Below are 20745 nucleotides of genomic sequence, written 5' to 3'. Positions count from 1 at the left end.
CTACTGGTCGAGCGGAACATAGACCTTGGCCCCCTGGTCGAGGAATTCGCGCGACTTCTCTGCCATGCCGTCTTCGCGGGCGGCCATGTCGCGGATATCCTGCGTGATCTTCATCGAGCAGAATTTGGGCCCGCACATCGAACAGAAATGGGCGGTCTTGTGCGCATCCTTGGGCAGCGTCTCGTCATGGAAGCTGCGCGCCGTATCGGGGTCGAGCGAGAGGTTGAACTGGTCCTCCCAGCGAAACTCGAACCGGGCTTTGGACAGCGCATCGTCACGCAATTGCGCTGCTGGATGCCCCTTGGCCAGATCGGCCGCATGCGCCGCGATCTTGTAGGTGATGACGCCGATCTTGACGTCGTCGCGATTGGGCAGGCCCAGGTGTTCCTTGGGCGTCACGTAGCAGAGCATGGCCGTACCGAACCAGCCGATCATGCCAGCGCCAATGGCCGAGGTGATGTGGTCATAGCCCGGAGCGATGTCAGTGGTTAGGGGCCCCAGCGTATAGAATGGAGCCTCGCCGCATTCACGCAGCTGCTTATCCATGTTCTCCTTGATCTTGTGCATCGGGACGTGCCCGGGCCCTTCGATCATCACCTGGCAACCCTTGTCCCAAGCGATCCTGGTCAGCTCGCCCAGCGTTTCGAGCTCGGCGAACTGAGCTGCGTCATTGGCATCGGCAATCGAGCCGGGGCGCAGGCCGTCGCCGAGTGAAAACGACACGTCGTATTTGGCCATGATGTCGCAAATGTCGCCGAAGCGTTCGTAGAGGAAGCTTTCCCTGTGGTGGGCAAGGCACCAGCCGGCCATGATGGAACCGCCGCGCGAGACAATACCGGTGACGCGTTTGGCGGTCAGCGGCACATGGGCGAGGCGCACGCCGGCATGGATCGTGAAGTAGTCGACACCCTGCTCGCACTGTTCGATCAGCGTGTCGGAGAACACGTCCCAGTCAAGCTTGGCGGGGTTGCCGTTGACCTTTTCGAGCGCCTGGTAGATCGGCACCGTGCCGATCGGGACGGGCGAATTGCGGATGATCCATTCGCGGGTGGCATGGATGTTGCGGCCGGTCGAGAGATCCATGACGGTGTCGGCGCCCCAGCGGATCGCCCAGACCAGTTTTTCGACTTCTTCCTCGACCGAGGATGAAACGGCGGAATTGCCGATATTGGCGTTGATCTTGACCAGGAAATTGCGCCCGATCACCATCGGCTCGATTTCGGGGTGGTTGATATTGGCCGGAATGATCGCCCGGCCGCGGGCGATCTCGTCGCGCACGAATTCCGGGGTGATGAAGGGCGGGATGGCCGCGCCGAAGCTTTCTCCATCGGCCAGGCGCGCCGCGGCACCCTCCAGCATAAGCTGGCGCCCCAGATTCTCCCGCTCGGCGACGAAGATCATCTCCTTGGTGATGACCCCGGCGCGTGCATAGTCCAATTGCGTGACCGGCCGCCCGGCGAGGCTGCGGAGCGGCTGATGGGCGAGGGGGAAATGCGCGACGGCCCGTTCCGGGGATACATTGCCGTCGTCTTCGGGCTTGATGGCGCGACCCGCATAGGGTTCTGCATCGCCGCGCTCGGCAACCCAGCTTTCGCGCAGGCGCGGCAGGCCGCGCTTGAGGTCTATGGCAATGGCCGGATCGGTATAGGGGCCGGACGTGTCGTAAACCCGGAACGCCGGAGCGTTGGGATCATCGATAGCGATCTCACGAAACGGCACGTGGATATCGGTAGCGCGCGGACTGCTCGCATAAACCTTGCGCGATGCTGAAAGCGGAGTGGTGGATATGCCATTGGCGTCCAGCGCCTTGGCGTTGATTGTCTTGTTCACGATGGGTCTCCATGTTTTCTCGTGAAAACGGAAACCCGGGCGCAGCTCTGGTGGCGGATGACGATCCCGTCCCTTCGCCGGCATTACCCGGATCAGGTTCAAAGGGTTCGGCCTCTCAGCCATCTCAGACCAGATCCTTTCGGACCCGGACACCCCTCGGACGTCGTGAGGAAACGGCATCGACATCCCAATGTCAACCCGTCACCGCCGTCTTGCCACAGCGCACCTTGCGCGCTATAGGCGCCAAATCTGGTGCCTGCTTCTGCAGGAGAATCGGGAACGCGGTTGAAATCCGCGACGTGCCCAGCGCTGTGCGGGGGACCTGTTGGGCATATGCCACTGGCGCAAGCCGGGAAGGCGCCCGCCGGGGATGATCCCAAGTCAGAAGACCGGCCAGATGACCTCTTGAAGCTGGCTGGACCCCAGCTCCTGTGTCTTTTCTAACAGGGGCAACGCCATGCCAGACGCTATCGATCAGCCTGAATTTCAACCGCGCCTTACGATGAGCGGACCATTTACGGACGCGGAGCGCGAAGCGGTCTATCGCGCCATTTATAGCCGGCGTGATGTGCGTGGCCAGTTCCTGCCCGACGCCATCGGCGACGATGTGTTGTTGCGAATGCTGGACGCCGCGCACCACGCGCCGTCCGTTGGCTTCATGCAGCCATGGAATTTTCTGGTGATCCGCGATGCTGAAAGGAAGCGGCAGGTTGCCGAGATTTTCGCTCGCGCCAATGACGAGGCGGCGTCGATGTTCCCCAAGGATCGTCAGGACGCGTATCGGGCTCTCAAGCTCGAAGGCATCACCAGCGCGCCGGTCAATATCTGCGTTACCTGCGACCGCACGCGCGGCGGCCCGGTGGTGCTGGGCGCCACGCACATGCCCGATATGGATCTGTTCAGCACGGTCTGCGCCGTCCAGAACCTCTGGCTTGCCGCAAGGGCCGAAGGCCTGGGAGTTGGCTGGGTCAGCATCCTCAAGGAGTCCGACGTCAAGGCGGTGCTGGGGATCCCCGAACCAATTCGGCTGGTCGCCTATCTCTGCGTGGGCCGAGTCGAAAACTTTTTTGCTTCGCCTGAGCTCGAGCAGAGGGGGTGGCGGAAACGGATCCCGCTTGCTGACCTCGTTTTTGAGGATGGATGGAACGCAAAGGGGAAATTGAGCGGCGAGCTCCGTTAGCCTGACGCGGGTTATGATCCGAGATCGAGCCAGCCCGGGAGACCAGCCGCAGACGATGATCGGTGTTCTCAATAAAAAGGGCAAAAGCCAATGAACACGCAAGGCCTTGCTCTCGCGATGGCGCGCGCATAACCAAGCCACGTGCAGGTCTGTTTTGCCGGCAACAGGAGAAATTGATGTCACAACGTCTTGATACGAAGCGGCGTATCGGGGGCTTTGCCCTAGGTGCCGCGCTTACGCTAAACTTTTCCCTCTCAAGTTGGATGATGGACCATGTTCGGTCGATTTACGGCACCGGTGCACTGGTGATGCAGGGGCTGATGGCGCCCAGCGGCATGTTGATCGCCGGTCTCGCACCGGCGCGGCGCCGGGGCCCCGCGCGAACCGCAAAGGCATGTGAAGGAGCCCGCACATGAACGCGAACCCTCTCGATGTTACCCAACTCGGTCGCGATGTCCGAGCGGCCGAAAGCCCGGAACAGGCCGTGCTGGAGCGGGTGCCAAATCCGCAGGCGGACACCGACTATGTCGCGAGATTTACGGCCCCCGAGTTCACGTCCCTTTGCCCCGTTACCGGGCAACCCGACTTCGCCCATCTCGTCATCGACTACGTGCCTGGCGACTGGCTGGTCGAGTCCAAATCGCTGAAACTCTACCTCACCTCTTTCCGCAACCACGGCGCCTTTCATGAAGACTGCACGGTCTCGATCGGACGTCGATTGACCGCCCTTTTGGAACCGAGGTGGCTGCGGATCGGAGGGTATTGGTATCCGCGTGGCGGTATCCCGATCGATGTTTTCTGGCAGACCGGCCGACCACCCGAACATGTCTGGCTTCCAGAAACCGGCGTCCCCACCTATCGTGGGCGCGGATAGCAAGCGCGGAATTGCGCCCTTTCAAAGTAAGTATATCGCAGGTTTCAGGTCAGGCGCGCGCCGGATCGTCTTGCAGGGACTTGTGATGGAGGCGGACGACGTTGTTTAGAAACGCCGGTAACTCAGGGCGTTCCAGTGGTCGCTGAACGGGCTGTCGATGATACCTTGCATCATTGAAAGCCCTACGATGGCGCTGATTGCATCGGCGATGAACAACGGCGAGTCTACCAGCTAAGTACGAATGAGCTTTTGAGATGATTGCATGATAACGGACAATCCATGGCGTTGTCAGAATAATTTGAAATCTCTCACTGCGTCCGGGGGGTGGTTCGCACAGACTTGAGACCTGCTCAATTACCGCTTTGCAGTGGTCGGGAAGGGGGCAATACGACCGCAACAGCGCCGGAAGCCGCCGGTTACATTCATTGGTGGTTACGCAAACGACCGAAAATCGAGCGGCATCCCTCTCCCCTACAGCGCCGAGACGCGATTGCGGCCAGCGTGTTTTGATTGGTAAATGCCGGCATGGGCACGGCTTCGGAGATTTCCGCTATTCCCTGAGAGTCACCACGACGCTGCCGCGTTTGCGGCCGGTGTCGGCATGGGCGTGGGCGGCTGGCAGGTCGGGCCATGAATAGACGTGGTCGATATGGGAGCGGAAATGGCCGGCGCCGAACAGGCGGGCGAGTTCGGTGATGTCTTGGAGGCTCTCGGTGGCCGGGCCGGCAATCATTTTCGTGTTGTGCGGCCCAGGGCGCAGTGCGCCGACCATTTCGGCGAGGCCGCCGGCAATTGCCAGATAGCGACCATGGGGCTTGAGGACATCCTGGGCCGTGGTGAAATTCATCGCGCCGACGGTGTCGGCAATGATGTCATAGCGCCCGGACACAGGCGGCGTCGTGTAATCGATGACGCTGTTTGCGCCATGATCGGCCACGAGCTCGCAGTTAAGCGTGCTGGTGGTTGCGGTGACCTTTGCACCTTGATGGCGGCCAAGCTGGACCATGGCCAGTCCCACTGCGCCCGATCCGCCGAGCACGAGCAGGGAGTCGTCTGGCCGAAGCCGGGCGGCGCGGAGAAAATGGAGGGCCGTGGTGCCGCCGAAGCTGAGGGACGCGGCGGAAGCAAAGTCCAGTCCCTCGGGGATATGCGCGACCGGCCCGTTTTCTGACATAACGACAAACTGGGCATGCGATCCCATCTTGCCGCCAGGGAACGCGAAGACTTTATCGCCTGAGCGGAACCGGTTGACACCGGGCCCTACCGCTTCGACGACACCAGCCAGTTCGGTGCCAAGCATGGGTTGGCGGGGGCCGTTCCACCCCAGAACCAGGCGGCCGATGGTTTTGGTGCCCCTGGGAAAATTGCAGGCCCGAACGCGCACATCAGCGGAATTGACCGTGGTGGCGTGAACGCGGATCAGCAGTTGACCGGCGCGCGGCGTGGGTGTTGCGAGCTCTTCCAGCCGCAAAACGTCAACGCCGCCATATCGGCGCGCGAACCATGCTTGCATGGAAACCTCCTTGGCGGCTCAGGAGCCGGATTTCGTCCACTGGAAGACTTGCCCGATCTCGACACCGAACACCTCCGCAATGCGGAAAGCGGCCTCAAGGGACGGCGAGTATTTGTTCTGCTCGATCGCTGCCACCGTCTGGCGGGTTACGCCGATCCGATCGGCCAGTTGCTGCTGGGTCATCTCGCCGTGATCGAACCGCAGCCGACGGATCGTGTTGGTGATGGGTGGCGGGGCAACCATCACGCGTAGCGCCGGTATGCGACGATAATTTGGATTTCGCGCAGGACGCCGGCGAGAGCCATTGCGAACAGCAGAAGGTTGACCATTATGACGCTCGTGGCGCCGGCAGCGTCGACCGGATAATCGGCGCGGGCCATCTCAGCAATCCAGCCACTCAGGAGGATGATCGCGATGAGAGAGACTTCGAGAACGCCGAACCCCGCGCGGTAGGAACGCCGCTCGATGGCTTGTTCCATCTCGTCGGGTGGGGGATCAAATTGCTGCTTGCCGATCCAGGCCGCAAGCAGGGACGCCGGCAGCATGATGGCCACTGCAATGCCGAGGCACCATATAAAGCGCCAGAACAGCACGTCGCCGTCGAGCTGCCGCTGGCCGAAGTCCGATAAGACACTCCAGAAATAATATCCGAAAATGACCAGAGCCGTCAGCGTGGAAATCCACGCCACCTTTTCACGCATGCTCATCGGGGACTCCAATGTTATCCAAGTTTTACAAGGTGTAAAACACTGCAAACGTAAAGTCAAAGATTTTTAACATTGCAAAGTTGGGTTATGGACGGGCAGGGGCGGACGCGACCGCTCTTTCTCCTACAGCGCCGAGACGCGATTGCGGCCCGCGCGTTTGGATTGGTACATGCCGGCATCGGCGCGGGCGAGGATCTCGTTGGAGCTGCGATCGGGGGAACCGAATTCGCTGATACCGCCGCTGATCGTGGATGCGTAGCGGACGGTTTCTTCGAGGCTGATGGGGACGTTTTCGCGCAGGCGCTCGGCAATTTCAAGCGCTTCGGCGCGATGGGTGCCGGGCATGACCACGACGAACTCATCGCCGCCGAACCGCGCGATCACATCGCTCTGGCGCAGATGCTGGCGGCAGAGGCGCGCGATTTCGACGAGTGCGGCGTCGCCGGCGTGATGCCCCAGCGCGTCATTGAGGCTTTTGAAATGGTCGAGGTCGAAGATCAGAACCGAGGTTTGGGTCTGTTCGCGTTCAAAGATCGCCAGGCGGTCATCCAGGGTTTCGAGCAGCTTGCGACGGATGTATAGGCCGGTCAGAGCGTCGGTTTCGCTCAATTGGCGCAGCTTTTGCTGAACCTCGTTCCTGTCGGTGATGTTGCTGGCGATCCAGACCACCGCATCTTCGCCATCCACCTGAAAATCGAGCGCTTTTACGCGGCCTTCGAACCAGATGGAATGGCTGGGGCCATCGCCGGCGCCTTTGACGTCGCTGCCGCGCAGCTCATATTCAACGATGTGGAGCACGCCGCTTTGGAGCGCTTTTTCGATCTCGCCGGCGAACCAGCGTGCTTTTTCGTCTTTCAGCATCTCGGACATGGTGCGCCCTACCAGTCCGCTGCCGTCATGGTAGTGCCTGACGTCCTTGCCGCCAAATACGGCGGCATACCGCCCGCTGCGCGTGAGAATGAAGGCCGGATCGGGCAGGGAATAGAGGATTGCGCTCAACTGCTGCTGCGTAAACACGGAGCCGACTTTCTCATACAAGCTGGCAACGCGGCTTCTGCCACGCGAGAGAAGCCCGGCGCATATTCGGCACGCGAACGCTTCCCTCCATTTGTGTTGCCACACTTGGCTTTCTTTTTCCTAAAGAGGCGTCGGAGGGCGTGGGATGGTGGGTGACCGATCAGGCGTCGGCGTCGATGGTTTCGATGATCTCTGTCATCAATTCGTGCAGTCGGTCGCGGTAGCCATTGCCGCCTGACGGGCTGTTGGGATCGGAGGTCATGACGACCGTCAGGTCGAGCTCGGGGACGATGTAGAGCATTTGTCCGCCATAGCCCCAGGCGTAGCGGACGTCATGGTCGGCGAAATTGGTGAGGAACCAGCCATAGCCGTAGCCATGGCCGCCAAAGCGCGATGTGGTGCGCTGAACCCAGGATTGCTCGATCCAGTCGTCCGATACGATGCGCTCGCCATCGGCAGTGACGCCGCCATTGCGGATCATTTCGCCGAAGGCGAGGAGCGAGAGGGGCGTCATGGCGAACTCGTTGCCGCCAAGATAGATGCCCTGCGGATCGCGCTCCCAGCCGGTGATGGCGAAGTCGTCGATCGGATCGAACCAGTCGCGGGCCAGCTGGCGCGAGGTGTCGCCCCCCACTTCGGTGAGGATGGCCGAGAGCAGATGCGTCGAGCCAGTGGAATAGATCATCGCGCCGCCGGGATCGGTCGCGAAGGATTGATCGAGCGCCGAGCGAACCCAGTTGGAACTGGTGACCCAGCGGCCGTAATTGGCCCCGGACGTGGCCTCGAGGCCGGCCTGCATGGACATCAAATGGCTGAGCGTGATGTCCTCGATGCGAGGGTCGGGATCGGCGGGGAACTGGTCGCTCAAAATGTCGGAGATCGGCTGGTCGGCGCCCTCGAGCAATCCTTTGTCGATGGCGATGCCGATCATCGTGGTGACGATGACCTTGGAGGCGGATTTGATGTTGGTGGGATCGGACGAGGTGTAGCCGTCAAAGCCGCGGTCGATGAGGGTTTCGCCATCGAGCGCAATCGTGACGGTGCGCAGTGTTTCGAGATCGTCGGCTTCGTCGAGAAGCGCGGTGAGCTGTTCGGGCACATCCTGCGCGACGAGAGGCGCGGAGAACGCGATGCCTGCCACGGCGCAGAGCACGAGAACGCCAGTCGATGTCGATGATTTCATAAGTCGAGCGCCCCGCACGATGGTCAAAACAATAGAGCAGGGGATGTGCTGAGCAAGAAGGGTTTTTGTGGGGCAGTGTTGGCCCTGCGCCCTCACGATATCGAGATCGCGATGGACGGGATAATGGGGAGGGCGGACCCTCCCCATCTTAACTCAGGCCTCGATGGCTTCGAGCACTTTTTCAGGCAGCAGCGGCAGGTAGCCGAAATGCACGCCGCCCAGCGCGCGGCTCATGGCGTTGGTGACGGCCGGCACGAGCGGGGAAATGCCCGCTTCGCCGACACCGCCGGGAGCTGCATCAGTCGAGACGACACGAACTTCGATCTCGGGCACGTCGTTTTGGCGCATGACCTGGTAGTCGTAGAAATTGTTGGCCTGCGGCACGCCATCGGCGAACCGCACCATCTCCTTGAGCGTGGGCGAAAGCGAGAAGATGATCGAGCCTTCGATCTGCGCCGCGACCTGATCGGGCATGACGACCGTGCCCGGATCGATGGCCGCCCAGATCTTGTGGATGGTCAGCACGCCGGTTTCGCGATCGACCGAGACGTCGGCAACGCAGGCGGTGTGCGAGCCGAGCGCGTCCGAATAGCCGATGCCGAGGGCACGACCCTCCTGGGCTTCAAAGGAATCCCAGCCTGCCATGTCGGCGACGGTGCGGATGATATCGGCCGCACGGGTGTTTTCGCTGAGCATCGAGAGCCGGAACGCAACGGGGTCTTCGTCGCGCAGTGTTGCGACATGGTCGATCATCGATTCGATCGCGTACTTCATGTAGCTGTCGGAAATGCCGCGCCAGGCACCGACCTTGATGCCGGTCGGCATGTGCATGTACTCGGTCTGCCGCAGTTCGGTATAGGGATGCGATCCCCCGCCAGCGGTGAGGAAATCGAAGCCTTCGAATTCCGCGGCCGCCAATGTGGTGGTGGCATCGCCCGCCCCATAGGCCGGGGTCAAAACGCGGTGACGCCAGCCGATGATGTTGTTATCGGCATCAAGGGCCGCCTGAACCTGCTGCACGCTGAGCGGACGGAACGGATCGTTATGGATGTCTTCTTCGCGCGTCCAGACCACCTTGACGGGCCGGCCGGGTACGCCGAGCGCAAGGGTAGTGGCATCGCGCACATAGTCGGCCTCGTTGCGACGGCCAAAGCCACCGCCGAGCAGCGTGACGTTGAGCGCGACCTCGGCATCTTCCCGTCCCGCTGCGCCGCGCACGGCGGCCAGGGCGATGTTCGGGTTCTGGACGCCCGCCCAGACCTCGAACGAGCCGTCGTCATTGGCAATTACGGTGGCGTTCATGGGCTCCATGCAGGCATGGGCGACCATGTTGGTGCGGAATGTCAGCTTCTCGACGCGCTCGGCCGCGTCGAAATCGCCGGCTTCGCCCTGCACGACCCATTCGGCGTTGTCGTCATCAATGGTTACGAGGCCATCGTCGAGCGCGGCATCGCTGTTAAAGCCGCGTGCGAAGGCCGTGTCGGTCCACGAGACGTCCAGCGCTGCAACGCCGGCCTTGGCAGCGTAGAGGCTTTCCGCGACGACGCCGACGCCATTGAGCATCGGGACGACAGCCACGACGCCGGCGACATCGAGAGCCGCAGCATCGTCGATATCGACGGGTTCCTCGCCAGCGACCGGAGCGCGCAGCACGGCACCATAGAGCATGTCGGGCACGTCGACGTCGATGCCGAAGACCGCAGTTCCGTTAACCTTGGAGGGGATATCGTAGCGCTTGATGTCCTGGGACCCGATGATCCGGAAATCCTGCGGCGACTTGAGGTCGGCCTCGGTCATCTCGGGCAGGGGATCGGGCACCTTTCCGCCAGCGGCGATCTCGCCATAGTTGAGGCGTTGGCCCGAAGCTGCATGCACGACGGCATGGGGTTCGGTCGTCAATTCCTCGAGCGGCACATCCAGCATTTCAGCGGCGTTCATCATCAGAACACGGCGAACCTGGGCTCCGATCAGACGGAACTCGGTGAACTGGCGCGATGTCGAGGTGGAGCCGACAGTGCCCTGATTGCCATAAGGCCCGACGCCGGGGGCGCGCTCGATGACCACATTGGCCCAATCGGCGTCCATTTCCTCGGCAATGATCATGGGCAGGCCGGTCAGAACGCCCTGACCCATCTCGGCCTTGTTGTAGAAAATGCGGACGGCGCCGCCAAATTCGATGCTGACGAAAACGCTGGGCTGAAAGCCCTCGGACGATTCCGTAAAGGCCGCATCCTGGGCAAAGGCCGACGCAGCGCCCAGACTGCCGAATGCGACGCCGACGGTCAGCGAGCCGGTGCCGATGAGAAAGCTGCGACGATTGAGGGCAATCGCGCTTGTGGTTTTGGAGGTGAAGCGAGTGTTCATGATCAGGCTTCCTCGCTCACGGATTCTATAGCCGCGACAATGCGCGGATAGGTGCCGCAGCGGCAGATATTGCCGTTCATGTGAGTCTTGATCTCTTCGCGCGTCGGGCTCGGGTTCTGGGCGAGCAGCGCTGCGGCAGACATGATCTGGCCGGACTGGCAGTAACCGCACTGGGGAACCTGATGTTCGATCCAGGCCTGTTGCAGCGGGTGCTCGTCGCCCAAGCCTTCGATGGTGGTGACTTCACGGCCGGCAACGCTGCCGAGCGTCGTGACGCAGGAGCGCGTCATTTGTCCATCGAGATGCACTGTGCACGCACCACAGGCGGCAACGCCACACCCGAATTTGGTGCCGTGCATGCCCAGCTCATCCCGAATCACCCAAAGCAAAGGGGTATCCTCGGGGACGTCGACGGATACCGTCGTCCCGTTCAGAGTGAAGTCAGTCATGTCTAGTCGTCCTCCAGCAGCTGTTTATCAGCTTGATTGATCGCTGGACGTCAGGTTTGAGGCCTGCCCCGAACGGGATGGTCACCGACGTAGCGAAGCTAACATGCTAGGCAAATTGTAGTAGGTGGTCTAGCCACCATTCTAGAATTCACGGTGTGGTGATTGCGAAATTCGGCGGACAACAAAAAAGGGCTCCCGGAGGAGCCCTTTCGATATTCGAGAAGCCAATGACAGGCTTCTGACACTCTATGCCGAATAGTACATTTCGTATTCGACGGGGTGCGGGGTGTGCTCGAAGCGGATGACTTCTTCCATCTTGAGGTCGATGTAGCTGTCGATGAAGTCGTCGTCCATCACGCCGCCGGCCTTGAGGAAGTCGCGGTCTGCCGAGAGGTTTTCCAGAGCTTCACGCAGCGAGGCGGAAACGGTCGGGATGTCCTTGAGCTCTTCCTTGGGCAGCTCGTAGAGATCCTTGTCCATCGGGTCGCCCGGGTGGATCTTGTTCTTGATGCCGTCGAGACCAGCCATGAGCAGCGCCGTAAAGGCGAGGTATGGGTTGGCAAGGGGATCGGGGAAGCGGACTTCGACGCGCTTGGACTTCGGCGACTGGCCGAAGGGGATGCGGCACGAAGCTGAGCGGTTGCGAGCCGAGTAGGCCAGCAGCACAGGGGCTTCGAAACCAGGCACCAGACGCTTGTAGGAGTTGGTGGTTGGGTTGGTGAAAGCGTTGATCGCCTTGGCATGCTTGATCACGCCGCCGATGTAATAAAGGCACTCCATCGAGAGACCGGCATATTCGTCACCGGCAAAGAGCGGCTTGCCGTCCTTCCAGATCGACTGGTGGCAGTGCATGCCCGAACCGTTGTCGCCATATACGGGCTTTGGCATGAAGGTTGCGGTCTTGCCATAGGACTGGGCGACCTGCTGCACGCCGTACTTGTAGAGCAGGACCTGGTCAGCCGACTGGATCATCGGCGCGAACTTGATGCCGAGTTCGTGCTGGGCCGAAGCCACTTCGTGGTGGTGCTTTTCAACGGTGACGCCCATGGCAGCCAGCGCTTCGAGCATTTCACCGCGGATATCCTGCGCGCTATCGACGGGCGGAACCGGGAAGTAGCCCTTCTTGAGCGGGATGTGGTGACCGGTGTTGCCGCCTTCGTAATCGGAATCCGAATTGGAGCCGAGTTCGGACGAGTCGACCGAAAAGCCAACGTTGTAGGTCGAGGTCGAGTACTTCACGTCGTCGAACAGGAAGAATTCGGGTTCAGGACCGAAGCCGACGAAATCGCCGATGCCGGAGGTCTTGACGAACGCTTCGGCCTTCTTGGCGATCGAGCGCGGGTCGCGATTGTAGGGCTGGTAGGTGGACGGCTCGAGAATGTCGCAGTTCACGCACAGCGTCGGTGCCGAAAAGAACGGGTCGATATAAGCCGAATCATTGTCCGGCATCAGGACCATGTCGCTCTCGTTGATGGCCTTCCAGCCGGCAATCGAGGAGCCGTCGAACATAACGCCTTCTTCGAACATTTCCGCATCGACGACCGATACGTCCATGGTGACGTGCTGCAGCTTGCCGCGCAGGTCGGTGAAGCGAAGGTCGACATATTTGATGCCTTCGTCCTTGATCCGTTTGATCAGGTCTTTAGATGAACTCATAAGTGTTCCCCAGTAATTGGTGTTGTGGGTTTTAGCGACGCGAACCCAGGGAGAGGGGTCGCACGCCTGACTCTTGCTGCGAAGCCCTAAAGTGCTTCGTCTCCGCTTTCGCCCGTGCGGATTCGGATGGCCTGTTCGACCGTCGAGACAAAAATCTTGCCGTCGCCGATACGTCCTGTCTGGGCCGCATTGCGGATGGCTTCGATCGCCTTGTCCGCGAGATGATCGGGAACGACCACCTCGACTTTTACCTTGGGCAGGAAGTCTACGACATACTCTGCGCCGCGATACAATTCGGTATGGCCCTTCTGCCGGCCAAACCCCTTGGCTTCTGTAACCGTAATGCCCTGGAGACCCACCTCTTGAAGGGCTTCCTTGACCTCGTCGAGCTTGAACGGTTTGACGATAGCCTCGATCTTTTTCATGTCCACGTCTCCTCAGTGTTCGGGACTGGTTGCGCCATCAAATGCAGGGGCCGTGCCAAGCGCAACTAAAGCGTCGGAATTCCATACAGTCCAAGGGGATAGAGGGCCGGGCGTAGGTGCCGCCTGAAGTTGATTGTGCAGCGGTCGATTAAAATATGTGCAGAATGCCTGTTTATGCGCCATGATGTCGTGCGTTTGTAGCCGGACGGGCAGGGCTGGCGAGGCCCCGGCGGAGACAATGAGCCTTTGACTGTGGGCCCAAGTTGGGCTAGGACGCGTGCCAACTCGGCGCCGCGCGTACGAGATACGCGGGTGTGGCGGAACTGGTAGACGCACTGGATTTAGGTTCCAGCGCCGCAAGGCGTGGAGGTTCGACTCCTCTCACCCGCACCATCTGTAATGCGCCGGCTCCCAATTTGACATTTAAGAACGACGGGATCGAACAGAAATGAACGTGACGGAAACTCTGAACGAAGGGCTGCGCCGCAAGCTCGATGTGACCATTCCGGCGACGGCGCTCGCATCCAAGCTCGACGAAAAGCTCGACGAGGTTCGGGGCAAGGTCCAGCTCAAGGGCTTCCGCCCCGGCAAGGTGCCGACCGCGCATCTCAAGAAGGTCTATGGCCGTTCGCTGATGAGCGAAGTGCTTCAGGATTCGATCAACGATACCGTTTCAAAGACCCTCGAAGAGCGTTCGGAAAAGGCTGCGACCCAGCCCGAGATCGACCTGTCCGAAGACCAGACCCTGATCAACAAGGTGCTCGACGGCGAAGGCGATCTGACGTTTTCGGTGAGCTATGAAGTTCTGCCGCCCGTCAAGCTGATGGATTTCAAGACCATCAAGATCGAAAAGCCTGTGGTCGAAGTGACCGACAAGCAGGTCGACGAGGAAGTCGAAAAATTCTTCAAGCAGAACCGCGGCTATGAAGACAAGGGCGACGAAGGCGTCGTCGAAGACGGCGACAAGGTCGGTCTCTCGTTCGTCGGCAAGATCGACGGCGAGCCTTTTGACGGCGGTTCGGCTGATCACACACACATCGTTGTGGGTTCGGGCCAGTTCATTCCGGGCTTTGAAGAACAGCTCGTAGGCATCAAGAAGGGCGGCGAAAAGACCATCAACGTCACCTTCCCTGAAGATTACCAGAACGCCGAGCTGGCCGGTAAAAAGGCCGAGTTCGAGGTCAAGATGCTCCATGTCGACGGCCCCAAGGCCGACGTGAAGCTCGATGACGAATTCGCCAAGACCCTCGGCCTTGAAGATCTCGCAGCGCTCAAGAAGGCGATCCGCGATCAGATCGAAGCCCAGAACAAGGACCTCTCGACCCAGCGCATGAAGCGTCTGGTTCTCGATGCGCTCGATGACGGCCACAAGTTCGACGTGCCCGAAAAGCTCGTCACCGCCGAGTTCGATGCGATCTGGAACCGCGTGAAGCACGAAGTCGAACACCACGGAAAGACCTTCGAAGCCGAAGGTACGACCGAGGAAAAGGCTCAGGAAGATTATCGCAAGATCGCTGAGCGCCGCGTGCGCCTCGGGCTGGTCGTTGCCGAGATCGGCAATGTCAACGAGATCAACGTGACCGACGAGGAGCACCAGCAGGCGCTGATCGCTGAAGTTCGTCGCTTCCCGGGCCAGGAACAGCAGGTCTATGACTACTACCGCAAGAACCCCAACGCTCTTGCCGGCCTGCGCGCGCCGATCTTCGAAAACAAGGTCGTCGACTACGTCGTCGAACTGGCCGATGTGAAGGAAAAGAAGATTTCCCGCGACGAACTGGTCAAGCTGGTTCGCGAAGGCGAAGAAGGTTTTGATATCGACAACGATCACGATCACTGATCGGTCGTTCACGGCCACGTTATCGACACAGAGCTAACGAATTGAATCAGGCCCCGCAACACATGCGGGGCCTGATTTGTTTTGTGTTTGGGTTTGCGCGCCAGTGGGGAGGTGTGCTGCCGAAACAAGAGTTCCGGAGTTGATGGTGCAGGACCTGCTTACCCCCCACCAAATGGCCCAGGCCGACAAGCTGGCGGTCGATGCCGGCGTGACATCCATGACGCTCATGGAAAATGCGGGGCAGGCAGTCGCCTATGAGGTGACGCAGCGCTTTCCGCTGCAGCCGGTGCTGGTTTTGTGCGGGCCGGGGAACAATGGTGGTGACGGGTTTGTCGTCGCGCGGCTGCTGTCCGAGCGCGGCTGGCCGGTGCGGGTCGGCATTACATGTGCCAAGAGCGATCTTGATGGCGATGCGGCGATGATGGCGCGCATGTGGACCGGCAATGTCGAGACGGCGAGCCCGGCTATGTGTGCGGATTTCGGCGTCATCGTCGATGCGATGTTCGGTGCGGGGCTGGCGCGCGATGTGACGGGCGAATTGGCCGAACTGGTCGATGCGGTCAACGCGACAGCGGCGCAGGTGGTGGCGATCGACATTCCCTCGGGTGTCGATGGCGAGACAGGCGCGGTTCGCGGCGTCGCGATAGAGGCCGAACTGACGGTGACGTTCTTCCGGCACAAGCCCGGACACCTGCTTTTTCCGGGTGCCAAGCTGTGCGGCGAAGTGCTGTTGGCTGATATCGGCATACCGGATTCGGTGCTGGCCGAGATCGACGTGGCTCTGCACGAAAACGATCCTCATCTCTGGCGCCTGCCGGAGCGTCGCGTCGACGGGCATAAATATGATGCCGGCCACTGTCTCGTAGTGTCGGGTGATGCACTGCATAGCGGGGCGGCGCGGCTGGCGGCTCAGGCGGCGGCGCGGATCGGGGCAGGGCTGGTGACGCTGGCGGGCACGCGTGACGCGCTGCTGGTGCATGCGGCCCATGTCACGGCGATCATGCTGGCTGAAGCGCACGGGCCCGATGGGTTGGCCGAGTTGCTCGGCGACACGCGCAAGAATGCCCTTGTCATGGGACCGGGAATGGGGATCGGCGCGGCGACGCGCGATGCAGTGTCCAAGGCGCTGGGCAGCGCGGCGACGTTGGTGCTGGACGCTGATGCGCTGACGAGTTTTGCGGACGACCCCAAGGAATTGTTCGCTGGCATCAAGGCACGGGAGGTCCCGGTGGTCTTGACGCCGCATATGGGCGAGTTCAAGCGGTTGTTCGGCGACATCGATGGTCCCAAGACCGACATGGCGCTGGCGGCGGCAGAGATATCGGGCGCGATCGTATTGCTGAAGGGCTCGGATACGGTGATCGCGCATCCGGAAGGGCGGGCGGTGATCAACACGACGAGCTCACCATTGCTGGCAACAGCGGGTGCGGGGGATGTTTTAGCCGGTGTGATCGGCGGACTTGTGGCGCAGGGCATGCCGGCCTTCGATGCTGCATGCGCCGGCGCTTATATTCACGGCAGAGCTGCGCATGCATTCGGGAAACCCGGCATGATCGCTGAGGATTTGCCGAGGCTCATCCCAGAGGTGTTGGCGGATCTGGTCGTCGCGCAGATCTGAGGCGGCGCAGCGCCAGAAAGCGGGTGCCGAGAATCCTGGGTCATGGGTGGAGCCCAGGATGACGGAGGGGGGAGCGCTGCGGCTGCTCTACCAGCCGACATCCAGACGATCGAGACCGTGGAAGTGGTAGGCGTCACGATAGTGCGGCTTGGCGGTCAGGTGCAGTTTGGGGAGCCGTTCAAAGAGAGTTTGAAGGGCGATCTGCAGTTCGAGACGTGCCAGCGGCGCGCCGATGCAGAAGTGAAGGCCCGCGCCGAAGCTGACATGGGCGCAGTCGGTACGGAAAGGATCGTAGGTGTTGGGGTTGAGAAAGCGCTTGGGGTCGCGATTGGCGGCGCCAAGCATGAGGCCGATGACATCGCCCTTGCGAAGTGAAATCCCGTCGATCTCGGTGTCCGTCAGCGCGTAACGTGTGAACATGTGCAGCGGTGCGTCGAACCGCATGGCTTCTTCGACAGTGGCCTCGGTCTGTTCGGGCGATGTGAAGAGGGAGCGTGGGTCAAAGCCGCTTTCGAGGATTGCCTTGACCGCGTTACCGGTGGTGTGGACGGTCGCCTCATGTCCCGCATTGAGCAGGAGGATGGCGGTCGAAAGAACCTCGTCGTCGCTCAGGCGCTCGCCGCCCTGTTCGGCCGCGATCATGTGGCTCAGAAGGTCTTCGCGCGGTCTTTTGCGCCGTTCGCCGATAACTGAGCGCAGGTATTCGGTGAACTCGGCGGCGGCGCGGTTGGCGTCCAGCTCGGTCTCGTGGGTGACCGCGTACATGTACATCCTGACCATGCGGTTCGACCAGTCGAGCAGCTGCGGCGCCATCTCGGCGGGTAGGCCGATCATTTCGGCGATCACGATGGCCGGTATGGGGGCAGCGAAAGCGGTGATCAATTCGACCTCGCCCTGACTTTCAAAACCATCGATCAGCTCATTTGCGAGGTCCGCGATCCGCGGGCGCAATTGCTCCACCTGGCGAGAGACGAAGGCGCGATGAACAAGCGTACGCAGACGGCTGTGGGCAGGCGGTTCGAGATTGAGCAATGAGTATTTTTCGGTGAGGTCGAAATCGGCGGTGTGAGGCTTGAGGTCGGGCAGGCCGATCTCGTCCCGGGTCGCGACGTGCAAGATGTCGCGCCCGAAGCGGCGGTCGCGGAGCAGGGCGCTGACCGACTGGAAATCGGCGAAGCACCAATGGCCGTATTCTTCCCAGAAGAAGGCCGGAGTTGTGGTATTGCGCTCAGTGTAGAACGGGTAGGGGTTCTGATAGAACGCCGGATCGGACGGTTTGGCGCTGGCGCGACGCCCTTCGGGGACATCGGTAATGGGTCTGACTTGGAGAATGGCCGCCATGGCGTCCGCCTGCCTGTGGTTCCGACAAGACAAAAGTCTATGCCGGACTAAACGGGCTGGCCAATCCCCTGGCCTTGCCTGTGCCCAGAAAATCGTTAGGAGGAAAGGCAATCATATTGGAGACATCGATGAGCGATCTGACCGTTTCGCAGGCCATAGAGGCCATCTACGCCTCGCTTGAGAAAGACAATGAAGAACTCAACCTGCATATTGCCAACCTCAAGGCGGCCATGGCGCGCGAGGGCGTGAAGGAAGCCGTGTTCGAGAACGACAAGCTGGCCCAGCCCAACAGGCAGGGGCGCAAGTTCATGCAGAGCTATTTCCGCAAGCAGGGCGTGACGATCAGCTTTTCGTAACGCCACGCGCTGGCCGCGATCCGCGTTAAGCATGCGCCATATTTGGGCCATGCTCGGGCTTGCTATTGAACACGAACGCCTCCAAGCCTATGTGACCCTTTACAGTCCTTTAAGCAGCGATCGCCTGCAATCAGTGATACTGATTCGAAATTCCCCGAGGGAGAATGTGAGACAATGCGGGATCCCGTAGACCTTTATATGAATACGCTCGTACCCATGGTGGTCGAGCAATCCAATCGCGGCGAACGCGCCTTCGACATCTATTCCCGTCTTCTGCGCGAGCGCATCATTTTCGTGACCGGCGTAGTCGAAGACAACATGGCCTCGGTCATCGTGGCTCAGTTACTGTTTCTGGAATCGGAAAATCCGAAGAAGGAAATCGCGATGTATATCAACTCGCCCGGCGGCGTGGTGACGGCAGGGCTGTCGATCTACGACACCATGCAGTTCATCCGCCCCAAGGTGCAGACCCTGTGCATGGGCCAGGCTGCGTCGATGGGTTCGCTGCTTTTAACGGCGGGCGAAAAGGATATGCGTGGGTGCCTTCCCAATGCGCGCGTCATGGTGCACCAGCCTTCGGGCGGCTATCAGGGCCAGGTGACCGACATCATGATTCACGCCCGTGAGGCCGAAAACCTCAAGCGCCGCCTCAATGAAATCTATGTGAAGCATTCCGGCCTTGAGTATCAGCAGGTGGAAGATCTGCTTGAGCGCGACAAGTTCCTGTCTCCGGAAGAGGCCAAGGAACTTGGGCTGATCGATCACGTCCACGACAAGCGGGCGGTTCCTGAAGCGGGGGCATAGTCCCCGCTTTACCGCCCTTGAAACGGGCGCTGGACAAAGCGCCCGTTCCGATTGCACGCATGCCTTCGGGCCATTATGGTCGATGTGGATTACAGTTTTTTCACGCGTCGTCAGGTAGCGTTCAAATCGGCGAATGAAAACCAAGCGCTTTATGCGCTTCTGGAGTTGCTAGATGTCCAAGGAAAATTCGAGCGGAGAAACCTCAAAGAACACGCTGTATTGCTCGTTCTGCGGGAAATCCCAACACGAAGTCCGCAAGCTGATCGCCGGACCCACCGTATTCATCTGTGATGAATGCGTGGAGTTGTGCATGGACATCATCCGCGAGGAATCGAAAACCTCGATGGTCAAGTCCGCTGATGGCGTGCCGAGCCCGGCCGACATCTGCAAAGTGCTCGACGATTACGTCATCGGCCAGCGCCGCGCCAAGCGCGTGCTCTCTGTTGCCGTGCACAACCATTACAAGCGCCTGCACCACGCGACCAAGAACCAGGATGTTGAGCTTTCCAAATCCAACATTCTGCTGATCGGCCCGACCGGTTGCGGCAAGACATTGCTGGCTCAGACGCTGGCCCGTATTCTCGACGTGCCCTTCACCATGGCCGACGCCACCACGCTGACCGAAGCCGGTTACGTGGGCGAAGACGTCGAAAACATCATTTTGAAGCTTCTGCAGGCTGCCGACTACAATGTCGACAAGGCGCAGCGCGGCATCGTCTATATCGACGAAGTCGACAAGATTTCGCGCAAGTCCGACAATCCCTCGATCACCCGTGACGTTTCGGGCGAGGGTGTGCAGCAGGCGCTGCTGAAGATCATGGAAGGGACCGTCGCTTCAGTTCCGCCCCAAGGTGGCCGCAAGCATCCGCAGCAGGAATTCCTGCAGGTGGACACGACCAACATCCTCTTCATCTGCGGTGGTGCGTTCGCAGGCCTCGAAAAGGTCATCGCAGCGCGGGGCGAAAACTCCTCGATCGGCTTTACCGCCAGCGTCAAGGACCCCAACGACCGTCGCGTCGGTGATATTCTCGCCGAAGTCGAGCCCGAGGATATGGTCCGGTTCGGTCTGATCCCGGAATTCATCGGTCGTCTCCCGGTCATCGCAACGCTTGAAGATCTCGATGAGGACGCGCTCGTGCAAATTCTCTCCGAGCCCAAGAACGCGCTGATCCGTCAGTATGCACGCTTGTTCGAAATGGAAGACGTCGAGCTGACCTTCCACGAAGACGCGCTCAAGGCCGTTGCCCGCCAGGCGATTGCCCGCAAGACCGGCGCGCGTGGCTTGCGTTCTATCCTCGAAGCGATCCTGCTCGACACCATGTACGACCTACCCTCGCTTGAGGGCGTGGAAGAGGTGGTGATCAGCCAGGAAGTCGTCGACAACAAGGACGTCCGCCCGCTCTACATCTATTCCGAGCGCGCCAAGGAAGACATGAAGTCCGGCGCCTGAGTGTTGGATGCATAGTTTTGAAAAGGCCCGGATCGCTCGATCCGGGCTTTTTTGTTCAGACGAAGGCTACGCCCAACCGTGCTTAAGTTCTTTGCGGGTTGCGCAAACGCTTGTTACACTCGATGCGCCGGGGGACAGTCG

Annotated in this window: 19 protein-coding genes, 1 tRNA gene and 2 riboswitches; of the genes, 9 read left to right on the top strand and 11 right to left on the bottom strand. The window is 60.5% G+C overall.

Annotation, left to right across the window (positions count from 1 at the left end):
• On the bottom strand, positions 1-1830 hold the full coding sequence (thiC, locus tag BLR31_RS10980) for a phosphomethylpyrimidine synthase ThiC (protein ID WP_483145418.1): 1830 nt from the start codon (positions 1828-1830) through the stop codon (positions 1-3).
• A 52-nt stretch (positions 1831-1882) separates the two neighbouring features.
• Positions 1883-1997, bottom strand: a riboswitch (TPP riboswitch).
• A gap of 66 nt (positions 1998-2063) precedes the next feature.
• A riboswitch (cobalamin riboswitch) is annotated at positions 2064-2242 on the top strand.
• A gap of 45 nt (positions 2243-2287) precedes the next feature.
• Between thiC and bluB the strand changes: the two genes are divergently transcribed.
• The 3 genes from bluB (at position 2288) to queF (ending at position 3884) form a co-directional block, all read left to right on the top strand.
• Positions 2288-3010 (top strand): 5,6-dimethylbenzimidazole synthase, encoded by a 723-nt coding sequence (gene bluB / locus BLR31_RS10975; RefSeq protein ID WP_090596073.1) that lies wholly within the window; start codon positions 2288-2290, stop codon positions 3008-3010.
• 176 nt (positions 3011-3186) lie between these two features.
• The gene (locus BLR31_RS21375; RefSeq protein WP_143009376.1) at positions 3187-3426 is read left to right on the top strand and encodes a hypothetical protein; all 240 of its coding nucleotides are present in this window, start codon (positions 3187-3189) and stop codon (positions 3424-3426) included.
• On the top strand, positions 3423-3884 hold the full coding sequence (gene queF, locus BLR31_RS10970; RefSeq protein WP_090596070.1) for a preQ(1) synthase: 462 nt from the start codon (positions 3423-3425) through the stop codon (positions 3882-3884). Before BLR31_RS21375 ends, queF begins: the two co-directional genes overlap by 4 nt.
• Positions 3885-4434: 550 nt before the next feature.
• On the opposite strand, the gene BLR31_RS10965 is transcribed toward queF, so the two are convergent.
• From BLR31_RS10965 to BLR31_RS10925, 9 genes are all read right to left on the bottom strand, one after another.
• The gene (locus BLR31_RS10965; RefSeq protein WP_090596068.1) at positions 4435-5397 is read right to left on the bottom strand and encodes an NAD(P)-dependent alcohol dehydrogenase; all 963 of its coding nucleotides are present in this window, start codon (positions 5395-5397) and stop codon (positions 4435-4437) included.
• An 18-nt stretch (positions 5398-5415) separates the two neighbouring features.
• Positions 5416-5640 (bottom strand): helix-turn-helix transcriptional regulator, encoded by a 225-nt coding sequence (locus tag BLR31_RS10960; RefSeq protein WP_090596066.1) that lies wholly within the window; start codon positions 5638-5640, stop codon positions 5416-5418.
• Positions 5640-6104, bottom strand: a complete 465-nt coding sequence (locus BLR31_RS10955) for a hypothetical protein (RefSeq protein WP_090596063.1) — start codon at positions 6102-6104, stop codon at positions 5640-5642. Before BLR31_RS10955 ends, BLR31_RS10960 begins: the two co-directional genes overlap by 1 nt.
• 123 nt (positions 6105-6227) lie before the next feature.
• Positions 6228-7121, bottom strand: a complete 894-nt coding sequence (locus BLR31_RS10950; protein ID WP_090596235.1) for a sensor domain-containing diguanylate cyclase — start codon at positions 7119-7121, stop codon at positions 6228-6230.
• A 160-nt stretch (positions 7122-7281) separates the two neighbouring features.
• Positions 7282-8304, bottom strand: a complete 1023-nt coding sequence (locus BLR31_RS10945) for a serine hydrolase domain-containing protein (protein ID WP_090596060.1) — start codon at positions 8302-8304, stop codon at positions 7282-7284.
• Between the two features lie 153 nt (positions 8305-8457).
• The gene (locus BLR31_RS10940) at positions 8458-10668 is read right to left on the bottom strand and encodes a xanthine dehydrogenase family protein molybdopterin-binding subunit (protein ID WP_090596058.1); all 2211 of its coding nucleotides are present in this window, start codon (positions 10666-10668) and stop codon (positions 8458-8460) included.
• A gap of 2 nt (positions 10669-10670) precedes the next feature.
• Complete coding sequence (locus BLR31_RS10935) at positions 10671-11117, bottom strand: (2Fe-2S)-binding protein (RefSeq protein WP_090596055.1); 447 nt, start codon at positions 11115-11117, stop codon at positions 10671-10673.
• A gap of 246 nt (positions 11118-11363) precedes the next feature.
• The gene (gene glnA / locus BLR31_RS10930; RefSeq protein ID WP_090596051.1) at positions 11364-12773 is read right to left on the bottom strand and encodes a type I glutamate--ammonia ligase; all 1410 of its coding nucleotides are present in this window, start codon (positions 12771-12773) and stop codon (positions 11364-11366) included.
• A gap of 86 nt (positions 12774-12859) precedes the next feature.
• Positions 12860-13198 carry a P-II family nitrogen regulator gene (locus BLR31_RS10925; RefSeq protein WP_090596232.1) on the bottom strand — a complete coding sequence of 113 codons (339 nt, stop codon included), beginning with the start codon at positions 13196-13198 and terminating at the stop codon, positions 12860-12862.
• 308 nt (positions 13199-13506) lie between these two features.
• Here BLR31_RS10925 and BLR31_RS10920 point away from each other — a divergent pair.
• The 3 genes from BLR31_RS10920 (at position 13507) to BLR31_RS10910 (ending at position 16653) form a co-directional block, all read left to right on the top strand.
• A tRNA-Leu gene (locus BLR31_RS10920) sits at positions 13507-13591 on the top strand.
• 55 nt (positions 13592-13646) lie between these two features.
• Positions 13647-15035, top strand: coding sequence for a trigger factor (gene tig, locus BLR31_RS10915; protein WP_090596048.1), 1389 nt, complete (start codon positions 13647-13649; stop codon positions 15033-15035).
• A gap of 142 nt (positions 15036-15177) precedes the next feature.
• Complete coding sequence (locus BLR31_RS10910) at positions 15178-16653, top strand: NAD(P)H-hydrate dehydratase (protein ID WP_244505020.1); 1476 nt, start codon at positions 15178-15180, stop codon at positions 16651-16653.
• A gap of 87 nt (positions 16654-16740) precedes the next feature.
• On the opposite strand, the gene BLR31_RS10905 is transcribed toward BLR31_RS10910, so the two are convergent.
• Complete coding sequence (locus BLR31_RS10905) at positions 16741-17994, bottom strand: cytochrome P450 (RefSeq protein ID WP_090596043.1); 1254 nt, start codon at positions 17992-17994, stop codon at positions 16741-16743.
• Between the two features lie 128 nt (positions 17995-18122).
• Between BLR31_RS10905 and BLR31_RS10900 the strand changes: the two genes are divergently transcribed.
• The 3 genes from BLR31_RS10900 (at position 18123) to clpX (ending at position 20604) form a co-directional block, all read left to right on the top strand.
• Positions 18123-18350, top strand: coding sequence for a hypothetical protein (locus BLR31_RS10900; RefSeq protein WP_090596041.1), 228 nt, complete (start codon positions 18123-18125; stop codon positions 18348-18350).
• Positions 18351-18524: 174 nt separating this feature from the next.
• The gene (locus tag BLR31_RS10895) at positions 18525-19154 is read left to right on the top strand and encodes an ATP-dependent Clp protease proteolytic subunit (protein ID WP_090596038.1); all 630 of its coding nucleotides are present in this window, start codon (positions 18525-18527) and stop codon (positions 19152-19154) included.
• 172 nt (positions 19155-19326) lie between these two features.
• A complete protein-coding gene (gene clpX / locus BLR31_RS10890) occupies positions 19327-20604 on the top strand; it encodes an ATP-dependent Clp protease ATP-binding subunit ClpX (RefSeq protein ID WP_090596035.1) in 1278 nt (425 codons plus the stop codon).
• Positions 20605-20745: the final 141 nt, after the last annotated feature.

This window comes from Pelagibacterium luteolum (assembly GCF_900100665.1).
GTDB lineage: Bacteria > Pseudomonadota > Alphaproteobacteria > Rhizobiales > Devosiaceae > Pelagibacterium > Pelagibacterium luteolum.
The sequence above is the reverse complement of the archived record's forward strand: the minus strand, read 5'-3'. Positions and strand labels throughout refer to the sequence as shown.